General features: G+C 46.5%; 17 protein-coding genes. 15 read left to right on the top strand and 2 right to left on the bottom strand.

The genetic code is table 11. The features are described from left to right. Nucleotides 1-45: 45 nt before the first annotated feature. Nucleotides 46-1,050 carry an aldo/keto reductase gene (locus tag ACTJKG_RS14230; RefSeq protein WP_440739601.1) on the bottom strand — a complete coding sequence of 335 codons (1,005 nt, stop codon included), beginning with the start codon at nt 1,048-1,050 and terminating at the stop codon, nt 46-48. A 186-nt stretch (nt 1,051-1,236) separates the two neighbouring features. Here ACTJKG_RS14230 and ACTJKG_RS14225 point away from each other — a divergent pair, with 186 nt between their 5' ends. The 15 genes from ACTJKG_RS14225 to ACTJKG_RS14155 all read left to right on the top strand — a co-directional run bounded on the left by ACTJKG_RS14225 (nt 1,237) and on the right by ACTJKG_RS14155 (nt 15,997). After that, nucleotides 1,237-1,995, top strand: a complete 759-nt coding sequence (locus tag ACTJKG_RS14225; RefSeq protein WP_440739600.1) for an SDR family oxidoreductase — start codon at nt 1,237-1,239, stop codon at nt 1,993-1,995. Between the two features lie 96 nt (nt 1,996-2,091). Beyond that, complete coding sequence (locus ACTJKG_RS14220) at nt 2,092-2,832, top strand: SDR family oxidoreductase (protein WP_440739599.1); 741 nt, start codon at nt 2,092-2,094, stop codon at nt 2,830-2,832. A 59-nt stretch (nt 2,833-2,891) separates the two neighbouring features. Beyond that, the gene (locus ACTJKG_RS14215) at nt 2,892-3,938 is read left to right on the top strand and encodes a twin-arginine translocation signal domain-containing protein (protein ID WP_440739598.1); all 1,047 of its coding nucleotides are present in this window, start codon (nt 2,892-2,894) and stop codon (nt 3,936-3,938) included. 108 nt (nt 3,939-4,046) lie between these two features. Next, on the top strand, nt 4,047-4,943 hold the full coding sequence (locus ACTJKG_RS14210; RefSeq protein WP_440739597.1) for an AraC family transcriptional regulator: 897 nt from the start codon (nt 4,047-4,049) through the stop codon (nt 4,941-4,943). Nucleotides 4,944-5,037: 94 nt separating this feature from the next. After that, nucleotides 5,038-6,072, top strand: a complete 1,035-nt coding sequence (locus ACTJKG_RS14205; protein ID WP_440739596.1) for an SDR family oxidoreductase — start codon at nt 5,038-5,040, stop codon at nt 6,070-6,072. Between the two features lie 18 nt (nt 6,073-6,090). Next, nucleotides 6,091-6,924, top strand: a complete 834-nt coding sequence (locus ACTJKG_RS14200) for a helix-turn-helix domain-containing protein (protein WP_440739595.1) — start codon at nt 6,091-6,093, stop codon at nt 6,922-6,924. 21 nt (nt 6,925-6,945) lie between these two features. Then, nucleotides 6,946-7,845, top strand: coding sequence for a helix-turn-helix domain-containing protein (locus tag ACTJKG_RS14195; RefSeq protein ID WP_440739594.1), 900 nt, complete (start codon nt 6,946-6,948; stop codon nt 7,843-7,845). A gap of 62 nt (nt 7,846-7,907) precedes the next feature. Beyond that, nucleotides 7,908-9,056 (top strand): aldo/keto reductase, encoded by a 1,149-nt coding sequence (locus ACTJKG_RS14190; RefSeq protein WP_440739593.1) that lies wholly within the window; start codon nt 7,908-7,910, stop codon nt 9,054-9,056. Nucleotides 9,057-9,149: 93 nt separating this feature from the next. Continuing rightward, nucleotides 9,150-10,286 carry an SMP-30/gluconolactonase/LRE family protein gene (locus tag ACTJKG_RS14185; RefSeq protein ID WP_440739592.1) on the top strand — a complete coding sequence of 379 codons (1,137 nt, stop codon included), beginning with the start codon at nt 9,150-9,152 and terminating at the stop codon, nt 10,284-10,286. Nucleotides 10,287-10,405: 119 nt separating this feature from the next. Beyond that, nucleotides 10,406-11,206 carry an SDR family oxidoreductase gene (locus tag ACTJKG_RS14180; protein WP_440739591.1) on the top strand — a complete coding sequence of 267 codons (801 nt, stop codon included), beginning with the start codon at nt 10,406-10,408 and terminating at the stop codon, nt 11,204-11,206. Between the two features lie 8 nt (nt 11,207-11,214). After that, nucleotides 11,215-12,018 (top strand): SDR family oxidoreductase, encoded by an 804-nt coding sequence (locus tag ACTJKG_RS14175; protein WP_440739590.1) that lies wholly within the window; start codon nt 11,215-11,217, stop codon nt 12,016-12,018. Nucleotides 12,019-12,059: 41 nt separating this feature from the next. Continuing rightward, nucleotides 12,060-12,980, top strand: a complete 921-nt coding sequence (locus ACTJKG_RS14170) for a helix-turn-helix domain-containing protein (RefSeq protein ID WP_440739589.1) — start codon at nt 12,060-12,062, stop codon at nt 12,978-12,980. 104 nt (nt 12,981-13,084) lie between these two features. After that, the gene (locus ACTJKG_RS14165) at nt 13,085-13,933 is read left to right on the top strand and encodes an SDR family NAD(P)-dependent oxidoreductase (RefSeq protein WP_440739588.1); all 849 of its coding nucleotides are present in this window, start codon (nt 13,085-13,087) and stop codon (nt 13,931-13,933) included. Continuing rightward, a complete protein-coding gene (locus ACTJKG_RS14160) occupies nt 13,930-15,096 on the top strand; it encodes an alkene reductase (RefSeq protein ID WP_440739587.1) in 1,167 nt (388 codons plus the stop codon). The genes ACTJKG_RS14165 and ACTJKG_RS14160 overlap by 4 nt, the downstream gene beginning before the upstream one ends. After that, nucleotides 15,083-15,997: a helix-turn-helix domain-containing protein gene (locus ACTJKG_RS14155; RefSeq protein WP_440739586.1), complete on the top strand. Its 915-nt coding sequence runs from the start codon at nt 15,083-15,085 to the stop codon at nt 15,995-15,997. Before ACTJKG_RS14160 ends, ACTJKG_RS14155 begins: the two co-directional genes overlap by 14 nt. Nucleotides 15,998-16,046: 49 nt before the next feature. On the opposite strand, the gene ACTJKG_RS14150 is transcribed toward ACTJKG_RS14155, so the two are convergent. Next, entirely contained in the window at nt 16,047-16,805 is a 759-nt protein-coding gene (locus ACTJKG_RS14150) for an SDR family NAD(P)-dependent oxidoreductase (protein WP_440739585.1), read from the bottom strand. Nucleotides 16,806-16,839 lie beyond the last annotated feature (34 nt).

Below are 16,839 nucleotides of genomic sequence, written 5' to 3'. Positions count from 1 at the left end.
GATTATTGGAAATAACCCTCTATCATTTTAATTAATAGCTGTCAATTAATCTTCCGAAGCCGGTGTCGTTTTTGCATCGCTTCTTGAGCCTGCCTGCTGAGTACCCAGCGGCAATATGGCCTCCAGCCTGGCCAGTTCCTGTACGCTCAGGGAAATGTCAGCGGCTGCAATGTTTTCCTCCACGTATTTCACCTTGCGTGTTCCGGGGATAGGCACATGCCCTTTAGCCGTGATCCAGGCCAGCGCCAGTTGTGAAGCGGTGGCGTTTTTTTCCAAAGCGATGGTTTGTAATGCTTTTACTAATTCCAGGTTTTTATAAAAATTTTCGCCCTGGAAGCGTTCAAAATGTCTGCGTACATCGTTCTCATCGAAATCATCGGGACTTTTCAGTTCACCTGATAAAAATCCCCGGCCCAGCGGTGAATACGGCACAAGCCCAATACCCAATTCTGTCAACACATCTGTGGTGCCATCTTCGTCCAATGTACGCTCAAATAGAGAGTATTCTGTTTCGATCGCTGTTAAGGGATGGATAGCATGAGCCCTGCGGATCAGATCCGCAGAAACTTCAGAGAGACCTGCGTAGCGGATCTTGCCTTCTTTCACCAGTTCAGCCATAGCTTCCATGGTCTCTTCGATCGGTGTTGAAGGATCAGGGCGGTGCAAATAATAAAGGTCTATGTAATCGGTCTTTAGATTTTTCAGTGAGCGCTCAGCCGCTTTTTTTATGTAAGCCTTGCTGCCGTTCAGCTTGCCGGTAAACTGACCTGCGTCATCAATTTCAAAACCGCATTTGGTAGCGAGGATCACCTGATTTCGTTTTCCTTCTATTACCTTCCCTATTAATATTTCGTTAGACAAGGGTCCGTAAGCATCGGCGCTATCTAAAAAGTTGCAGCCTAATTCAAGTGCCCGTTCGATCACAGCCACACCACTTTGCTCGTCTGTTTTTCCGTAGATGAATTGGATATCGCTGCCAGCCAGGCTCATGCAGCCCAGGCCGATCGCAGGAACTTCAAGGCCCTGGCTTCCTAATTTTACTGTTTTCATAGATCTCTTTGTTTTAAAGCAAAGATCATCAACCCTTTATTTACCCATGTGCCTCAATCAAGGATACTTGTATCTCAAACCACGCGGATTTAAGTCGAAGCATTTCCAGACACGACAAACCTTGATTGAGGCACATTCATTCTTATACTATGCAGCAGCTTTGTATTAATTATAAAGAACTCAGCTATGCAAAAACATCAATCAATCCTGGAAGGGAAAAAAGTCATCATTATTGGAGGCAGTGCAGGCATCGGCTTAGCCGCTGCTATTGCTGCCGCAAACAGTGGAGCCTTGGTTATTATCGCATCAAGTGATGCGGAACGTATGGAAAGGGCTCTTAGCCAGCTGCCTGAAAATGCTTCGGGTATCTGTACTAATGCCGGCGATGAAGAGCAGATCAAAAGGCTGTTTGAACAGACAGGCTTTTTCGATCACTTAATTTATACTGCCGGCGAAACCTTTTATTCGGGAATACTCAGCGAGATCGACATTAAAAGCAGCAAAAAGTTCTTTGATATCCGCTATTGGGGTGCCATGGCCGCTGTAAAATACGCTGCGCCTTATATCAATCCGGGCGGTTCTATTACTTTAACCAGCGGTATTGCCGGGCAGAGTCCGGGCAAGGGTTGGGCAATCGGCGCTAGCATGACTGCAGCAATGGAGGGCTTCACACGCGCAATGGCCATCGAGCTGGCGCCAATTCGGGTGAACGCGGTTTCACCTGGTATCGTGAACACAGAGCTATGGTCGCTGGTGCCACCGGAAGCCAGGGAACATTTATTTAGCCAGGCTGCATCACAGCTTCCCTTGGGTAAAATAGCCGGGCCACAAGACCTTGCGCTAACCTATCTTCATTTGATGGAGCAAAATTATATGACAGGGCAAACTATAACTGTGGATGGCGGCGGCGTTCTGATCAATATTTATGGCAGGCTGCAAGGCTAATGTTTGAATTATACAATGAACTGTTTCCTTCTGTCAATGTAACGATGATGCCGGAGCCTAATTTTGCCTTTAAACAAAAACTTATAACTTTTTGAAATGAACTTAAAAGAGAAAATAGCGCTGGTTACAGGAGCATCCAGCGGGATTGGAGAAGCCGTTGCAAAGGCGTTAGCAGGAAAAGGTGTTAAAGTAGGCCTGGCAGCAAGAAGAACGGATAAACTTGAGGGTGTGTTAGCAGAAATTCACGCGGAAGGTGGTGAAGGTATAGTTATTACAATGGACGTTACCGACCGGAATTCAGTAACAAAGGGCGTCGACCTGCTACTGGAAACCTATGGAAAAATAGATATCCTAATCAACAATGCCGGCGTGATGTATCTTTCCGATGTTGATGCCCTGAAATTAGATGAATGGGAGAAAATGGTTGATATCAACATCAAGGGTATCTTAAATCCTACCGGTGCGGTCTTGCCACATCTCATAGCGCAAAAATCCGGTCATATCATCAATACCTCCTCGATTGCAGGCCGTAAGCTGTTTCAGGGTTTAGGGGTTTATTGTGCTACCAAGCACGCGGTAACCGCATTTTCTGATATCATGAGAATGGAAATCGCGCCAAAACATCATATCCGTGTAACCTCCATTCAACCCGGTGCTGTAGCAACGGAGCTTCAGCAACATACGACAGATCCAAAGTACAAGGAAGCTATGGCTAATTCAACCTATCCGCCTTTGCTGCCGGAAGATATTGCCTCCAGCATGCTCTATGCCCTGGAGGCCCCGGATCATGTAGATGTCTCGGAGATATTTATTCTTCCGTCTGAGCAGGCATGGTAGTGCCTCATAACTTGTAACAGAATAGTTCAACCTGACTGAGGGTATAAAATTTTTTGAAAATGAAAAACGAAAAACTAACAAGTTCCAGGAGGAGATTTTTACAGCAAACGGCTTTGGCTGGTGCCGGTATCCTATTCATTAATCCGGCAATTGGCTTTTCCCGAAATAGTGATGCCAGCCATGACGCAGAAATAATGCCTGCCGATGGACAGAATGTTCCCGAGATCGAAAATTCGGCTATGTATTGCACGACGGTATATGCCTGGTTACGAACTGATATTCCGTTGGAGGTCGGACACAATTACTGGCGGGATATACATGGCACGCTTGTTTCACGCATCCCGGGTACCTGGTTATATCGTCAATTGCACTGGAAACCGGCCATCAGCGTACTTTCAAGCCGTTTTCAACGCTTTGTAAAACCTTTGAGTGATGCAGATCAGCCTCAGGGCATCGCTCACACCTTCTATTATGATGAAGCCGGACGCCGAAAATTCGAAAATCATCCGTTTATCAAAAAATATTTGTTGGACGACGAGCCAATGCTCGTACGGTTAAATGCTACCTTATGGTCTAAAGATGATAACTCCGGAACCCTTAAAGATACTTCGAATAATATGACGCCGCAGGGCAAACCTGAAAACGATGAATATGCGGTATCGTTTATTCTAGATCCGGAACTGAGTGCCGGAAAACGAAAACAAAGTCTGATTAACCTTGCTGGTAGTCTGGCTAAATTAGAGAAGACAACCAGGGTTAGGTATCACTTGCTGGAAGATTATGACGATGATCATTTTCCCGACACCAAGGTACCCCACCACCGGCCGGTAGCAGTCAGGTACAATGCCTGGATCGAATTGGGGGTCGCCCCGCAAACTGACCTGGCAACTATTTTAGAACCTGGTCTGAGCAACATGATGAATGAACTGGACACGATTCATATTTATCCGATCTACGACAAGTACACGATCATGGCCGGCGGTAAACCTACAATTGTAGGCCTTAAAGGCTATCCGGCGTATCAGACAATTTTAGCAGCAGGTGCGAAAAACCAGCTCCAGCAGCAGATGCTTGATGACGTGTATGGAAAAGTGCCACTTGGATAGTTAGCCATTGTTAACGGGCCTGGCTGCTGGATCTAATTTAAAATAATTAATTTTAATGCACTGGTTTCCGATTAAGGTGCAACATATGCAACGTAAAAAATTAAAACAATGATCGAAAAACAATCCATCAGCGAGTATTACCGGCAGCGCATACCAGAGGAGGTGAAGCCGGCCTATGTAGAGTTGGGCCCTTTCAATGTTTTCCGGAAAGACGACGTTGGCAGGGACAAAGCGCCGGTCAAATATGCGCGGAGAGAATTCTTTAAAATAGCACTTATTCATGGGAATTGTCTCTTTCATTATGCGGACAAGACGATTGAGATCAACGGCAGCACCCTGGTGTTCTCTAACCCGGATACGCCCTATACTTTTGAGCCGATAAAAGAAGAGGCAGGTGGTTACTTTTGCATTTTTCGGGAAAGCTTTTACAGTGAATATCTTCGCAACAGCCTAAAAGAGCTGCCCATGTACCGCCTCGCTGGAAGTCCTGCTTACGCCCTGGATAATATCAGCACCGAACAGGTGAACATTATCTTTGAAAAAATGATCAAGGAAGTTGCCGGTGAATACCAATTCAAATACGATTTGATACGGAATTATGTCACAGAGATCATCCACACCGCACTGAAATTGGAACCGTCCGGTCAGCTATATGCACATACGGATGCAAGTAAGAGAATCACGGCGGTGTTTATGGAATTATTGGAACGTCAGTTCCCCATTGAAAAGCCCGGCGATCAGTTTAAGATGAAAAGCCCGGCTGATTTCGCCCGACAGCTTTCGGTTCATGTAAATCACCTTAACCGGGCTGTAAAACAGACTACCGGAAAAACTACGTCTACGGTCATTTACGAGCGGTTAACCAGTGAGGCAAAAGCTTTGCTAAAGCATACCGACTGGAACGTAGCCGAGATCGGTTTTAGTCTGGGATTCGATGACCCAACACACTTTAACCACTTTTTCAGAAAGCAAACCAATAGCACGCCCATGAGTTTCAGAAATTGAACTCAATCTCCATATGACTTTTAAGCAAAGTAAATACGCCCTTAAAACAAAGCCGCGAAAGTGGGTAGAACCTACCTTTGAATAAAAAAAATTTATGGAGAATTCATCATTGAAACCCTTGGTTTTAGTTACAGGCGGTTCCGGTTTTATAGCCAGCTATTGCATTATTGAGCTTTTGAATAACGGTTACAGGGTAAAGGCCAGTGTTCGTTCGCTGGAGCGGATCAAAGAAGTAAAAGAGATGTTAACCAGAGGAGGCATAAGAAATTTTAAGGATCTGTCTTTTGTAGAGGCCGACCTTGGCCGGGAGTCCGGTTGGGATCAGGCTGTCGCCGGCTGTTCTTATGTCATTCATCCTGCATCACCTACGCCTAATCCTGCAGCTAAAACCGAAGAAGAATTTGTTCGGCCGGCAGTAAACGGGGCATTGTGGGTATTACGTGCAGCAAAAAAGGCCGGAGTAAAACGAGTGGTCCTGACATCTGCCTTCGGTGCAGTAGGTTATGGTACCAACAAACAATCGCCGTACACAGAGGAGGACTGGTCTGATCTGCGACAATCACTTCCGGCCTATCAAAAATCAAAGACCATGTCGGAAAAGGCCGCCTGGGATTACGTCAATGGCGAAGGGAAAGGGTTGGAGCTTTCCGTGGTCAACCCGGTCGCGGTCCTGGGACCTGTTCTCGGGCCTGATTATTCTCATTCCATCCGCCTCATCCAGGGAATGCTCAGCGGTACGATCAAGGGTTTGCCAAAAATCACCTTTCCGCAAGTGGATGTAAGAGATGTCGCAGACCTGCACGTGAAAGCGATGACGCATCCGGACGCCAAAGGTCAGCGCTTCCTGGCTTCGGCCGGAGAGGCTATCTCTAACCTGGATATCGCCCGCATCCTGCGAGAGGGTTTAGGTGAAAAAGCAGCAAAAGTTCCACAGCGGGAAATGCCAAGCTGGTTGATCAGAATCATTGGGCTTTTTAACCCCAAAGTGCGGCTTATCGTACCTCATTTGGGATTATACAAAGAAGTGAGCCATGACAAAGCAAGCCGGTTATTGAATTGGGAGCCGAGGCCTACCAGGGATGCGGTATTAGCCACAGGCCGGAGCCTGGTCGATTTAGGACTAGTATAATTGCTTAAACTAATAAAAATGCAAAAGACGGATTTGGAAACGGCTGCTCAAACTAAAGGAAGGATATTTGTGTCCTGCAAGCGGGAAAAGCACTATAGCAGGGAACTGATCCTTGATCAGCACGCTCTTGTATACATCATTTCTGGTACAATGAAAATTATCTATAGTGACCAGGTCTACACTTTTGAACGCAATTCACTCATTCTCATACCTCGAAATCAATTAGGGCGTCTGATTAAGCTTCCTGCCGAAAGTGAACCATTTCGTTCCGTTTCGATTCTTTTTCCTCCCGAGGTACTTCGCAGTTTCTATCAGGAGAAGCCAATTAATTTAGCTGAAAAGAAATGGTCAGGACATTTACAGGTAAGGCAACATCCGCTTATTGAAAATTTCTTTCAGTCGCTTGTGCCGTACTTTGATGTGAATGATGAGCTTCCGGATGAATTGGCTTCGCTCAAGATCCGGGAGTGCCTAACCTTGTTGGATGCATATGACGGGCAGACCAAAAGAGTATTAGCAGTCTCGGGGGAACCTGGTAAGATTGATCTTGCCGATTTTATGGATCAGCACTTTATCTTTAATCTTTCATTGGTAAAATTTGGTTATCTGACGGGCCGTAGCCTCACTACATTTAAGAAAGACTTTAAACAGATCTTTCAAATGACGCCTGGAAGATGGTTGACAGCAAAGCGTTTGGAACGAGCACATTATCAGATAGCTGTACAGCATAGAAAACCGATTGATGTATTTGTGGAAGTTGGTTTTGAAAATTTGTCCCATTTTTCAATTGCCTTTAAGAAGCAGTTTGGCTACAGTCCGGCACACCTTCCGGACAATCTTTTTGATCGATAACAGGTAATCAATAATCGAATAATGAGAACGATAAAGATACCAGGCGATTTTGGCGATTATGTTTCTGCCCATAACAAACTGCAACTAGAAGGCACTCTGGTGGTTGAATCCTGCAACCAGCCTTACGCGGAAAAGTTAAATGTATATGTTGAGGAACATTTGCTGCTGTGTGTGCTGGAAGGCGAGCATCATATACGCGTTGGCGAAACTGACCTTGTTTTTGGACGGCAGGAAATGATTCTGTTTAAAAAGGATACCTATTGCGAGTCCCACCAGGTAGCAAATGCCCCTGACGGTACAAGTTTAAACAGCGTTTTATTTTTCATAAGCGATAAATTAATTACCGATTTTCTTCGCCAAACATCATTTGTCGTTGATCGCAATCCCACTTCTAGTGAGGCTGGAGTTACCAGACAGTCCTTTGGGAATCGGATGGTTAAATATCTGGAATCACTTCAGCCTTTTTTTGCCGAACGTGAGCCCATCTCTCCGGCTCTTTTAAAGCTCAAACTGTTTGAACTGCTACATCACTTGGCCGAAGCTCATCCTCTCACCTTACAGGCCATGGTTTATAACCGCGGAAAATATATCCACGATATCAGCCGCATTGTTAGCGATAATTATTTAAAAAAGCTCCCGCTTCAGCAGCTGGCAGATATGTCCGGTCGCAGCTTATCCAGCTTCAGGCGCGACTTTCTCAAAATTTATGAACTCCAGCCAGCCAGGTGGATACAGAACCAGCGTCTTGAAAAGGCAAGGGAATTACTGCGGAACACGCCCATACCTGTAGGAGATATCTATCAGGAAGTCGGGTTCGAAAGTTTCGGTCACTTTTCAAGAGCCTATAAGCATTACTTCGGTCATACCCCGTCAGCAGAAAGAGCACAGCTTCAAACTGACACCGACAGGCAAATTCTTTGACGCTCAGAGCAAAAACTTCAATCACGTCATGCTGTTTTCCCTATAAGAAAACTTTTTAACCTATGACGACACGACGCGACTTTTTAAACCTAGCCGGCAAAAGCGTTATCGCTGCCGGCGTGGGTTTAGCATTACCCAAACAACTATTGGCCGTAACTGGTTCTAAAAATGAACATTTAATTAAAAAACCTATGGAAACAGCAGCAAATGACTGGATCAAATCCCTGCCACATTTTGGTATCGGCGGGGTGCCACTCGGCAATGAATTTGAAGAAGTAACTGATGAACAAGCACATGGAACCCTCGCAGCCGCATGGGAAGCTGGCGTGCGCTACTTTGATATGGCACCCTGGTATGGCCTCGGTTTGGCGGAACGACGTTTCGGCGCTTTCCTGCATAATCAAAAACGGGAAGACTTTTATATTTCGACCAAAGTGGGGAAATTACTGAAGGCATCGAAAAATAACCGCGGGCATGAAATGTTTCCGCATGCCGGGTCGCCCAATTCTCCAGTTTATGACTATACAGGACCTGGTGTGCGGAGATCGGTTGAAGACAGTTTGCAGCGACTCGGTATCGATAGTATCGACATGGTATTCGTGCATGATCTGTCTTCGGATTTTCCCTGGTTTGACCGGCCCTGGACAGAATATTATGATATCGCTAAAAAAGGTGCCTTCCCCGAGTTAAATAAGATGCGTGAGGAAGGTTTGATCAAGGCTTGGGGATTGGGAGTGAACACGCCCGAGCCTATCCTGATGACGATGCGTGACGCTACACCCGATGTTTTCCTGGTGGCTTCGCAATATTCACTAATTGACCATGAGAACGCTTTGCACCAGCTGTTTCCTGAGTTCCGGAAACGGAACATCAAAGCAGTGATCGGTTCGAGTCTGAACGCGGGTTTCATCTCCGGCAGTAACCGGTATAACTATAATCCAAAGAAGCCGATCCCGAAAGAATATTTTGATAAGCGTGACCAGTTAAATAAAATCGCGGCCAGTCATCATATTGACCTCCGTACCGCAGCACTGCAATTTTCTTCTTATCCGGATGTAGTGGCTTCTATGGTAGTGGGTGCGCGTACGGCCAAACAGATCAGGGATGATGCAGCATCACTTCAGGTAAAGATCCCTGCCGATTTTTGGGCTGAGTTAAAATCCAAGAAGCTCATCGATAAAGATGCCCCAACCAGCATGGGTCATGCCTGATCAGACTTAATATTAATCTTCTAAAACTCAGTCAAACCGGGCTAGGATGTACCGGCCTGGTTTGCTATGTCATTTTTTTTAAAGCTTTAATCTATGAAACACCTGATTTTTTTATCGCTGCTGGGCGCATTCTTATTGCTGGCCGCGTGTAAGCAAAACTCCTCTAATACAAGTAAGGATTTAAAAGATACGCTTGCCAACCGCGTCAAGCCGCTCGTTACCCTTCCTCCAGAATATATTACCTGCGATGGTATGGCTAACGTACCGAATAGTAATGACGTCATTATGTCGGTACCCAATTTCAGCAATGACACCTTATTGAAAGAAGGAAAGATCAAAAAGGCTCCCCCTGCCTTTATGGCTATTTTAACGCCGGATAACAAGGTCAGCCACTGGTACGATTTTAAACCTGGCGACCTCAACCCGGCAACCGGCAAAGTTGGCCCTATGGACTGCGCTTTTGGCCCCGATGGTAATCTTTATATTAACGATCGCCAATACTTCTTTAATAAAAAACACAATTCACGGATCATTCGCATCAACGTTAAAAACGGTCAACCGGTTAGCATGGATGTGGTTGTGGAAAAATTGCTGAGTTGCAATGGGATGTATTGGAAAGGTAATACTTTATTCGTTACGGAATCTGTGCTGCAACTGACGGATACCGGCACTGTTAGTGGCGTTTACGCCTACCGGTTGCATGAACTTAACGGCAAAAAACCGGTGCAGATGAAAGCTTACGCCAACAACCAGGGTGATCCGCATCTGGTGGTCAAGTTCACCTCCAACAAGCCTATGAAATCGGGGGCAGACGGCATTGTCTGCGACCACCAAGGGAACCTTTATACCACAGTGATCGAGGAAGGAGCTGTTTACAAAACTGTTCTCGATAGTAATAATAAGCCGGTTAAGACAACACTTTTTGCTAAGGACAAAGCGATGGACGGCACCGACGGAATTATTTTTGATGCCAGGCGCCGCTGCTTTTACCAGGTTGATTTCACCGGGAACGCTATTCATCGCATTGATATGCAGGGCCAGGTAGTCACATTACAACGTAATGGTGATGAAGATGGCAAAAATGGATTGCTTGATCAGCCGGCGGAAGTTGTGTTGCGCGGTAACGAACTGATTATCGTTAATATGGACATGGCCTGGGCTACTCCCGGCCTTTCAGTTAACAAAACGGTAAACTTGCAGCATTATCTCTCAAAGATTGATCTCCCTTAAAGCCTGATTAAAAGGGACCGAAATACCGGATACGTATTTTAGGATACAATCAAACTCAATACGGATACTCCTGCCATTTAATTCCTGTTGAACTTTGCAGGATTAAATTCAACATAGAAATGAGCAAGACTATTTTTATTACCGGAGCGTCGTCCGGTTTGGGTAAGGCGACCGCGAAATTGTTTCATGATAAGGGTTGGAAGGTGATCGCTACCATGCGCAATCCGGAAAACGAAACCGAATTAGCGCAATTAGCCCATGTTACCGTACTGCCTTTGGATGTGACCAATACGGAGCAGATCAGCGAAATCACCGGAAAGGTCGTTCATGATTTCGAAGTAGATGTAGTATTTAACAACGCGGGTTATGGCCTGTCAGGTCCATTGGAGGCTGTTTCAGAAGATCAATTGCTACGGCAGATCAATACCAATCTTTTAGGGGTTATCCGCGTAACACAGGCGTTTATTCCTTATTTCCGTACCCGGCAAAAAGGGCTTTTTATAACCACCAGTTCCCTGGGCGGCCTGATCGGGTTCCCGTTCTCTTCGCTGTATCATGCCACCAAGTGGGGACTGGAAGGCTGGAGTGAAAGCATGGCCTATGAGCTTAAAAGCATTCAGGTAGGTATTAAACTGATCGAACCGGGTGCGATCCAAACCGATTTCATCGGGCGTTCTTATGACAAAGCCTTCCATCCGGCTTACGATGAATTGTTTAACCGGTTCTTCGCCAATGTGGACGGCGTGACCTTTACAACCGCTGAGAAGATCGCCGAAGTGGTTTTTGAGGCTGCAACTGACGGGAAAGATCAGTTGAGATACCTCGCCGGGGACGATGCCAAAGCGATCTATCAGCAACGATTGCAATTGGGCGACGAAGCATTTCACAATTTTATGGCACAAACATTTTTAGGACAATAACTTACATCATGAAAAATACCATATTCATTACAGGAGCATCTTCAGGTTTTGGAAAAGAAACCGCATTGTTATTTCAGCGCAAGGGCTGGAATGTGGTGGCCACCATGCGCTCGCCAGAAAAGGAAACAGAATTAGCCGCTCTGCCAAACACCATGATCCTTCCGCTGGATGTGACGGATCAGGCCAGTATAGCCCAGGCGGTAGGCCAAACAATGGAAAGGTTCGGACAGATCGATGTTTTGCTGAATAATGCCGGTTACGGCCTGATCGGCGTATTCGAATCGGCCACTGCTGAACAGATAAAAAAACAATATGACGTCAACGTTTTTGGCTTGATGAGTGTCACCAAAGCCGTGCTGCCGGCCATGCGTTTACAAAAGCAGGGCGTTGTCATCAATATCTCCTCTTTCGGGGGAATCACTGCCGGACAATTCTCCAGTCTGTATAACAGCTCTAAATTTGCGGTCGAAGGTTTTTCGGAAGCTTTATCTCATGAACTGGCGCCCCTGGGCATTGCTGTAAAGATCATCGAGCCAGGCAGTGTAGCGACAAACTTCAGGGAGGGTATGGAAATGATCCGGAATGGAATTCCTGACTACGATCCGGAATTGAGCCTGCTGATGAGTCGTTATGCGAAACGTACGGCGCATTTGGCGAAAGCATCCGCCTCAGACGTTGCGGAAACTATCTACCTGGCAGCGACGGATGATACCTCCCGGCTTCGCTTTATTGTGGGCGATGACGCCGCCTTTTACATCAACCTGAAACAAAAAAACAGCGAAGCAGAATTTTTAAGGCTCATGAGGGAGTAGGTCAGATTTTAATCCATAATTTTAAATCAGATGAGTTAGCCGTGAAAAAAGCAGTCACACCACCATACCGTTTTACTTCCATCATCGAATTGCATCGTACGCTGGAGCTGCCTAAACCCCTGCACCCGCTGGTTAGTGTTTTTGATAACACCCAGGTCGCGGTCAATAAAAAACAGCTGCCAACCGATTTCCTGTTTGATTTTTACAGCATATCTTTTAAAAAGAGAACAAAAGGACGCACCGGTTACGGGCAAAGCTATTATGATTTTGACGACGGGACGATGACTTTCGTCGCCCCGTCTCAGGTGGTCGCCACTTCCCGCGATACCGAATACTTTGGTATATCCCTGCTGTTCCACCCTGATTTCTTAAGAAATTACCCTTTAGGTAAGCATATCAAACGTTTTGGCTTTTTCGCTTACGACAGCAACGAAGCCCTGCATCTGTCGGAAAAGGAAAAAGCCATTATACTCGGCCTGTTTGAAAATATCAAAATAGAACTGGAAAATACCATCGATGATTTTAGCCAGGATATTGTGATCTCCCACCTGGAAACGCTGTTGAATTACAGCAACCGGTTTTACAAACGGCAGTTTATTACGCGACGGACGGCAAACTATGACCTGTTAACGCAACTGGAAACGATCCTGGATGATTATTTTATCAACGAGCGGGGCTTAACTTCTGGCCTTCCGACCGTTGAGTTCCTGGCCTCCAAAATAAATTTGTCGCCGCGTTACCTGAGCGATATGTTACGCAGTATCACCGGCCAGAGCGCCCAGCAGCATATTCATGAAAAACTGATCGAAAAAGCTAAAGAATATTTGTCTTCGACGAACCTGACCGTTGCGGAAATAGCCTTTAAGCTGGGATTCGAATATCCACAATCCTTTAACAAGCTTTTTAAAAATAAGACCAGCCTGACCCCCGTCGCATTCAAAGAGAAACCTTCAATGAATTAAAATGACCTTCAAAGCTTTCCGGATTTTGGATAAGCCTTTCAGAGGTTTGGATAAGAAAGCCATCCCGTACCTGCAGAACTTTGTGTCATCCAAAAATTAAAGTTATGAACGATCAACAAGTATGGTTCGTTACCGGCGCATCGCAAGGTATCGGGCTTGTTTTAGTAAAAAGGTTATTAGCCGAAGGTTACAAGGTCGTGGCCACGACCCGCAAGATAAATGAACTAAAGGAAAATGTCGGCGACCTGCCCGGGTTTTTGCCGCTCGAAGTGGATCTGGCCAGCGAGCAGTCCGTTACCGAAGCGATCTCAAGAACTGTTGAAAAATTCGGGCGCTTGGATGCGGTGGTCAATAATGCCGGTTTCGGCATGCTGGGCGCGCTGGAGGAATTATCTCTTGAGGAGATCAAAACCGAATTTGAGGTTAATGTATTTGCGACCATTAATGTCATCCGCCAGGCTTTGCCGCAGCTGCGTCGCCAAGGTTCGGGGCATATTATGAACGTAACTTCCATTGCCGGCTGGAAAGGCGATAGCGGTGCATCGGTTTACAACAGTTCGAAGTATGCGATCGAAGGTTTAAGCGATGCATTGGCAGGAGAATTATTACCCTTGGGTATAAAGGTTACAGCGATTGCTCCAGGACCATTTCGTACCAATTTCCTTGGAAAAGGTTCTGTCCACTATGCTGATCCAGCAATAGCTGATTACGAACACATCCACCAGCATAAACAATGGCTGGATGAAAATCAGCATGGCAAACAACTTGGCGATCCGGAGAAGGCGCCAGATGTATTTATCAAAGTCTTCAATACCGAACAGCCACCAGTACACGTTTTGATGGGCAGTGACGCGGTAAGAATTGTCAACAGCCAGTTGCAGCGGTTACAGGACGAAATCTCGGCCTGGGAGGCCGTAAGTGTATCTACAGACTTTAAAGAAAACCGGTCATGAAAGAGCTATTCACACCGTTCGAACTATCAGGGCTTGAGCTGCCCAACCGGATCGTGATGCCGCCGATGACCCGCGTTCGTGCCCCACAGGATATTGCCACCGAACAGATGGCGCTTTATTATACGCAGCGTGCTACGGCCGGGCTCATTATTGCCGAGGGTTCGCCCATTTCCAATGAAGGACAGGGCTACCTTTTTAATCCCGGCATATACACACCTGAGCAAGTCGCCGGCTGGCGTTTAGTGACCGACTCCGTTAAAAGCGTCGGCGGCAGGATCTTTTTGCAGCTATGGCATGTCGGACGCATATCCCATACGTCCATTCAGGAAAACGGGCGTCAGCCCGTAAGTTCCACGAACCGTGTAGCCAGGTCTTCGAACGCTTTCGGCTGGGATGACAATGGCCAGCCGGGCTTCGTTCAGTCATCCGTTCCGCGCGCATTGGCAACTGCGGAGATCAAAAGGATCACCGGCGATTTTGTACAAGCTGCAAAAAATGCGATAGAAGCGGGTTTTGACGGCATTGAATTGCACGCTGCCAACGGTTACCTCTTCGACCAGTTCCTTAATCCAATGATCAATGACCGGACAGACCAGTATTCAGCTATGACGCTGGAGAACCGCCTGCGTTTTCTACTGGAAACAGTAGATGCGGTGTCGGCTGCCATTGGGTCAGAACGGGTAGGCGTTCGCCTTTCACCTTATGGAACATTAAATGATTGTCCGCATTTTGATGATATTGAGGACACATATTTAGCGGTAGGAAAGGCCTTAGGTGACCGAAAGACCGCCTATATCCACGTCATGGATCAATCCGGTTTTTTTACCATGCCGGATGGCGCGGAACCTACGAGTGAAGCGATCAGGCGATTGCTCATCCAATGGCGAAAAGATTCACCAGCCTTAGCGCTGATCTTTGACGGTAGCCTGACGACCAGCAAGGCTGTTGAAATGATCCGCGACGGCGTGATCGATCTGGCAGGTTTCGGTCAGCCTTTTATTGCCAACCCCGACCTGGTCAGGCGCTTTCGCGAAGATCTGCCGCTTAATGTAGCCAACAGGAAAACTTATTATACCGGCGGTGCGTCGGGATATATTGACTACCCTCCGGTGAGTCGTAGATCCGCGCAAAAAGCCTTAACTTTATCATATGAAAGCGCATAAGGCACCGTATCTCATCAAATCTATCGCCGAAGAACATCATTTCTGGAGTTTGCCCAAACCCCGGCATCCCCTGGTGAGTGTTTACCGGTTCGAAGACACTGCCATCAAAGAAAGTCTACCCGAGCTTTTTATGTTCGACTTTTATTGTATTTCCATTAAGAAAAATTTTAAGGGAAAATGCGTTTATGGCCAGCATTATTATGACTTCGGGTCGGGCGTGATGACCTTTTTATCGCCCCGGCAGGTCATGTCCCATCCCAGGGGCGACGATGCCGCTAAAGAAGGCATTTGCCTGGTCTTTCACGCCGACTATTTGCTGGGCTACCCGCTTGCTAAAACTATCGGTAATTATGGTTTCTTTTCCTATGAATTAAGTGAGGCGTTGCATTTATCAGAACAGGAAGAGGCTACCATAGAAGGGATCATGGACAAGATAGCTCTTGAATACCAATCCAATATCGACCATTACAGCCAGGACGTGATCGTCGCGCAGATCGAATTACTGTTGCAGTATTGCAACCGTTTCTACAACCGTCAATTTATTACCCGGAAACCGCAGAATAGCGAGATCCTGACCCGCCTGGAAAAATTGCTGAATAATTATTTTAACGACCCGGAACGCTTGAGTTCCGGGTTACCAACAGTCCAGTATATTGCAGACGAACTGCATCTTTCGCCAAACTACCTGAGCGATATGCTGCGCAGCTTTACGGGGCAAACGACGCAGCAGCATATTCATGCCAAACTGATCGAGAAAGCTAAAGAATTGTTATCGACGACCGCTCTTTCCGTAAGTGAGGTCGCTTTCCGTTTAGGTTTTGATTACCCGCAATCGTTCAATAAACTATTTAAAAACAAAACGAATTACTCACCTACGGAATTTCGTCAGTCATTCAACTGAGCGGATCACTACCAAACAACAAGTTCGAGTGGTTTTTACGTTATAGTTTTTATAACAAACCACCGGATACCGCTATTAACTCTCCTGTGATCCAGAAACTGCTCGCTGAAGCCAGGAAAACGGCCACCTTTCCGATATCTGATGGAAGTCCGCCACGGCCGAGCGGCGTAGCTGCCACTAATTGTTTGGCCCAAAGCTCTGCTGCTTCTCCCATTGCACGCGCGCCCTCGGTATCTACGTACCCGGGTAAGATTGCATTCACCCTGATGCCTTTGCTTCCAAGTTCTTGAGCGGTTACTTTTGTGATTTCATTCAATGCAGCTTTGGTTGCAGCGTACAGCGATGCGCCTTGCACGGTTTTGCGCGCAGCCAGGGAACTGATATTGATAATACTTCCACCGCTTTGCTCCATATATTTTACGGCTTCTTGAGTGGTCAGCAAAGGTCCTAAGACATTAATGTCAAACATTTTTCGATACCCGTCTTCGGTAACACCGGCTATCAGGGGATAATCATAGACCCCGGCATTATTAACCAGGATATCAATACGGCCAAATGCGGCAATACCGGCCCGGAACATTTCGCTGACCTGGTCTTTTTTTGAAATATCCGCTTTTACGGTCATGCATTTGACGTCAAGCGCTCTTACCTGTTCAGCCACTTTATCAGCGTCTTTGGGACTTGTGGCATAATTGATCACCACATTTGCGCCTGCCCGGGCCAGTTCCAGTGCGATCCCGGCACCAATGCCTTTAGAGGCGCCGGTTACAAGCGCTACCTTATCTTTTAAAATCCGATCTATGTTCATAGGTTTTTTTTGTCAAAGCTAAATGAGGTACCGG

This window comes from Mucilaginibacter sp. 22184 (genome assembly GCF_052045695.1).
In the GTDB taxonomy this organism is placed as follows: domain Bacteria; phylum Bacteroidota; class Bacteroidia; order Sphingobacteriales; family Sphingobacteriaceae; genus Mucilaginibacter.
This window is presented reverse-complemented; position numbering and strand designations above follow the sequence as displayed.